We start from the raw sequence: 4,926 nt of genomic DNA, 5'->3' as shown, positions 1-4,926 counted from the left end.
AAGAATTTGTCTCCCAGGTTTAAATTTTTATATGCATCTATAATATACGAGAGATCGACTCCTTTCTTGTATATATCTTCGTCGGATATGTTTCTTAAATCAACTCCATAGCATTTTTGATTTAAAAGAGGCGGATTCTTTGCGCCGGATATGCTTTTGGGTGTAAAAGAGAATGTATATCCTTTCATTTGAGGATGACCGTATACCTGAAATGGATAAGTTGTACCTCGTCCCAAACTCACAGGTGTCCCTTCAAACAGGCATGTTGACGGATACAGATATATTGATTTCATATTCGGTAAGTTAGGAGATGGAGCTATCGGCAATTCATAAAGAGTTTTATGAGTGTAATTTTTGCATTTAACCACTGTCAGGTCACAGATGCGGTTTTCACTAAGCCAATGTTCTCCATTCACCATCAGAGCCAACTCTCCTAAAGTCATTCCATGTACTACGGGTATTGGGAGCCATCCTACGCCAGATTTATATTTCATGTCTAGTATCGGCCCATCTACATAATGACCGTTTGGATTAGGGCGATCTAATACAATGAATTTTTTATTGTATTCTGCACATACATCCATAAGTCTTACCATCGTTATATAATAGGTGTAGAATCGAAGACCAACATCCTGTATGTCGAATAGCATAACATCAAATGAATCCATCGCTTCTTTACTTGGTTTGCGACTGTTGCCGTCATATAAGGATTTTATAGGTATACCTGTTTTTTTGTCCACCGAATTAGAAACATGCTCTCCAGCGTCAGCATCACCTCTAAATCCATGTTCAGGAGAGAAGATAGACGTTACATTAACCTTCTCTTTTACTAATATATCTACTAAGTGTTTATTTCCAACCATGCCAGTATGGTTAGATAATACAGCTATACGCTTATCTTTTAATAATGGTATGTATTCTTCTGTTAATTCCGCAGCAACCGTCGGGCTATTCTGTCCGTATATGTTTGCCATAAAGAGCAATAAAAGGGCTATATTCAAAAGTCTTTTCATAGTTTAATCCTTTGATTGTTAATTCTAATTTGAACTCCAAAGATAAGAGATTAGAGATTATATAGTTCAGTGGCTTTAATTTTATTAGGATTACACAACAAATATAAGAGGATATCTTTAATTAGGTATCTTTATTGTTGTAATAAATAGCTAAATTAACAATAATTTTGTGTTATATACAAATATTTGCTTTTTGTGTAGTGTTGCTATGTGTAATTTCTTTAAGTATCTTTGTTTGATTCTTATTTTGGGTTTGTGTTTTCTCTTTTTGTCGTTGTTTTTAGTATTTGGCATGGTTTAATGATATTAATATATATTATTTTCTGCTTATTTGGGTTCGTGTGCTTTTTCTATTTTATATGTATAACATATTATATATTAGATATATATTTTACTCTGGCGAGTATCTTATTGTGTAAAATTTATGTATAAAATATAATAAATATTAAAATTGATGAATAACTCGAAAAATGTATCTAAAAACCTTATATATTTGTATAGTTCAAGTCGGGAAGTGATCTTATTTATTCAGCTTATCTATACAAACCTTGTTTATATGAAGAACCTATCTTGCCGTTTACCTCTATTAATATCCTTATTGTTGCTTGCTGGAATAATAAAAGGGCAAAGTTTCAACTTTGCTCTAGTAACAGATACGCATGTAACGAAAGATTCTTTGGCTTATAATGATTTAAAACGTACTGTTGATCAGATCAATAAAACGCCCGATATTAGTTTTGTTTTGGTTACGGGTGATTTAACTGAAGAGGGAGATAGGGCATCTTTAGAAAAGGTAAAAGGTTTGTTGGATCAACTTAATGTGAAATATTATCCGTTATCAGGCAATCATGAGACTAAATGGAGCGAATCCGGTGCTACTGATTTTGGCCATATTTTCGGCTCAGAACGATTTAAGTTCGAATATAATGGAATTACATTTCTAGGATTTGCTACAGGGCCAATAATTCGGATGATGGATGGGCATGTTGCTCCCCAAGATATCGCATGGTTGAGAAATGAATTTTCATCTGCTAAGCCAGGCACTCCTTTTGTTCTTGTAACACACTATCCTTTGCAAGATGGAGATGTCGATAATTGGTATGAAGTAACAGATTTAGCAAGGAAATACAACGTTAAAGTAGTTTTAGGAGGTCATTACCATCGTAACCTATTGTTTTCTTATGATGGGATACCCGGTATTTTGAATAGATCTAACCTGCGCGATAAATCGGATGGACTGGGAGGCTATTCCTTATATAGAGTAACACCAGATTCAATATTGGTTTATGAACATAAAATAGGACAAGAACCTAAAAAATGGGGCGGGTATTCTTTAACTAAAAAATATTACACTGAAGATAATTCTATTTATAAGCGACCATCAGACTCTGTAAATCACATTTATCCTCAAGTAAAAGAAAAATGGATTACAAATATAGGCAACACTATATATTCATCTCCTGTTGTTTATCAGAGTAAAGTTTATGTCGGAGATGATTCGGGCATTCTATCTTGTTTGGCTTTGCGAGACGGGAAGGAGATTTGGCGCTTTAAAACAAATAACAGAATTGTTGGTACTCTAGCTGTAAGCAACGATATTGTTGTTTTTGGGTCTGCAGATAAGTATATATATGGCATACAAGCAAATACAGGTAAACAGATATGGAAATATCCGGCAAAAGAAGCTGTCTTAGGGGCTGTCACAATTGAAGACGGAATTGCCTATATTGGGGCTAGTGACCATACAATGAGAGCTATAAGTGTAAAAGATGGCTCGCTTGTCTGGGAGTACAGTCAGGTTGAAGGGTATATAGAGACTCGTCCTTTAATTTATGAAGACAAGGTTATTTTCGGAGCTTGGGATAATAATATGTACGCTTTGGACAAAAATACAGGAGGTCTCTTGTGGAAATGGGATGGCGGTCTGACTCGTATGCATTTTTCTCCGGCAGCGGTGTGGCCTGTAGCTGCGCATGGTAAGGTGTTTTTTACGGCTCCGGATAGGGTGATGACAGCTGTAGATGCACAAACGGGCAACACAGTTTGGCGCACAAAAGAATCAATGGTTCGTGAGACAATAGGTCTATCCATCGATAAAACCAGATTGTATAGTAAAACAATGCAAGATAGTGTTGTTTGTTATTCAGCATTAAGTGATGCTCCGAATAAAATATGGTCTGTTAATGCTTTTTATGGATATGATCATGCCCCATCAATGCCAGTGGAAAAGGATAATATTGTATATGGCAGTACCAAGAATGGAATTGTTTTCGCTCTGGATGCGAGAACGGGCAAACTACTATGGAAACATAAAAAAGGTAATTCATTAATAAATACAGTAGTTCCCTTAGGCAATAAAGAATGTCTATTTTCTTCTAGTGAAGGGATTGTTGGTGTTCTGTCTGCTCAATAAAAAAGAAAATCAGAAATTAAATATTTGTATAACCTTTTATTAAATAAACGTATGAAAAAAAAGCTATAAGCCTAAAATTAATCCTTAATCTTCTCATGTTTTATACTTATTAAGAAAAAGTATTTTTTAAATTTTAATAAACAAAGTATTATGAATAACTCAAAAACAAACAGAAAAACACTGTCAAAGAGAATTCTTTGTTTGTTAGCTATTGGGCTGGTTTGCTCATTTGCCATGAGTGTTTATGCTTCGGGGGCGAAGTTAAATACATTTATGGAGCAACAACAAGCAAAGGTAACTATTCAAGGGAAAGTTATAGATTCTAAAGGAGAACCACTGATTGGTGTTAGCGTAACCGTGAAAGGAACAACAAACGGAACTCTCACTGATATGGATGGGGAATATAGTATTTCCACTACAGCTAATGCAACGTTGACTTTTACATATGTGGGGTATAAACCACAATCAATAGCGATAGGGAATCAAAAAACAATTAATGTAACAATGATAGAAGATGCTCAAATGATGAGCGAAGTTGTTGTTGTTGGTTTTGGTGTACAGAAAAAAGAAAATTTAACGGGGGCTGTGGCTTCTGTTGATGTAGAGAAGGCTTTAGGAAGTAAGCCTCTTACTGATGTGACAAAAGCGCTGCAAGGTATTACGCCTGGTTTGACAATTACATATAATAGTGGAAATTTAGGTGCAGGTGCTAAAATGAACATTCGAGGTGTTGGAACTATTATTGATGGAAAAGAAGCCGGAGAGCCTCTCGTATTGGTTGATGGTGTTCCTACTGATTTGACATTAATAAATCCGGCTGATATTGCAAATGTATCTGTTCTAAAAGATGCCTCTTCTGCTTCTATTTATGGAGCAAGAGCTGCTTTTGGTGTGATATTGATTACCACCAAAAAAGGACGGGCAGAAGGAGACAAGGTCAAATTCAGTTATAGTGGTAATATGGCTTTTAGTAAACCTAGCAATCTGGTTAAATTTGTAGATCCCGTTGATGAGCTTCCTGTGCTAATGGCTGCCTCTCAGCGTAATACTCCAGGGTCAAGGTCTGAATCTTTTGGGATGTATCATGATGTATTGCTTCCAGGAATTATAAAATGGAAGGAAAAATATGCCTCTAGCAGATCCTTTGATAACAAAGAAATGATTTATGGTGAAGATTGGGAAATTATTGATGGGCGTGCTTATACCTATCGGGTATGGGATGCTCACAAAGAAATGTTAAAAGACTGGACTCCGCAACAGACTCATAATCTTTCTGCACAAGGTCGCTTAGGTGATAACTCGACTTTCCTTATTTCATTAGGTTATGTTGATCAGTCTGGTTTCATGAGAATTAACACAGATAAATTGAAGCGTTATAATGCAAATCTTTTGTTATATCAGCAGTTAAAGATGCATTAAGTCTCATCAAGTCTGTTTGGAGCGTATTCATATTAGCTGCATTCATAAAACCCGGAGCATGGCGGAAATACTTTCCTTGAT

General features: G+C 35.6%; 3 protein-coding genes. 2 read left to right on the top strand and 1 reads right to left on the bottom strand.

The window, feature by feature from the left end; genetic code table 11:
• Positions 1-1,013 (bottom strand): exo-beta-N-acetylmuramidase NamZ domain-containing protein (locus LDB17_RS12305; RefSeq protein WP_393925047.1); only part of this gene is annotated, 1,013 nt, incomplete at its 3' end.
• A gap of 556 nt (positions 1,014-1,569) precedes the next feature.
• Here LDB17_RS12305 and LDB17_RS12300 point away from each other — a divergent pair.
• Positions 1,570-3,426, top strand: a complete 1,857-nt coding sequence (locus LDB17_RS12300; protein ID WP_252636445.1) for a PQQ-binding-like beta-propeller repeat protein — start codon at positions 1,570-1,572, stop codon at positions 3,424-3,426.
• Positions 3,427-3,576: 150 nt separating this feature from the next.
• Complete coding sequence (locus LDB17_RS12295) at positions 3,577-4,845, top strand: carboxypeptidase-like regulatory domain-containing protein (protein ID WP_393925046.1); 1,269 nt, start codon at positions 3,577-3,579, stop codon at positions 4,843-4,845.
• Positions 4,846-4,926: the final 81 nt, after the last annotated feature.

Origin of the sequence: Dysgonomonas sp. Shenzhen-Wh21 (genome assembly GCF_043392705.1) — a bacterium.
Taxonomy (GTDB): Bacteria; Bacteroidota; Bacteroidia; order Bacteroidales; family Dysgonomonadaceae; genus Dysgonomonas.
Note: the sequence above shows the minus strand (reverse complement) of the source record. Positions and strands in the feature narration are given on the sequence as shown.

Coding starts and splice junctions, on each gene's coding strand:
- LDB17_RS12300 (WP_252636445.1), top strand. CDS start 1,570: ATGAAGAACCTATCTTGCCGTTTACCTCTATTAATATCCTTATTGTTG.
- LDB17_RS12295 (WP_393925046.1), top strand. CDS start 3,577: ATGAATAACTCAAAAACAAACAGAAAAACACTGTCAAAGAGAATTCTT.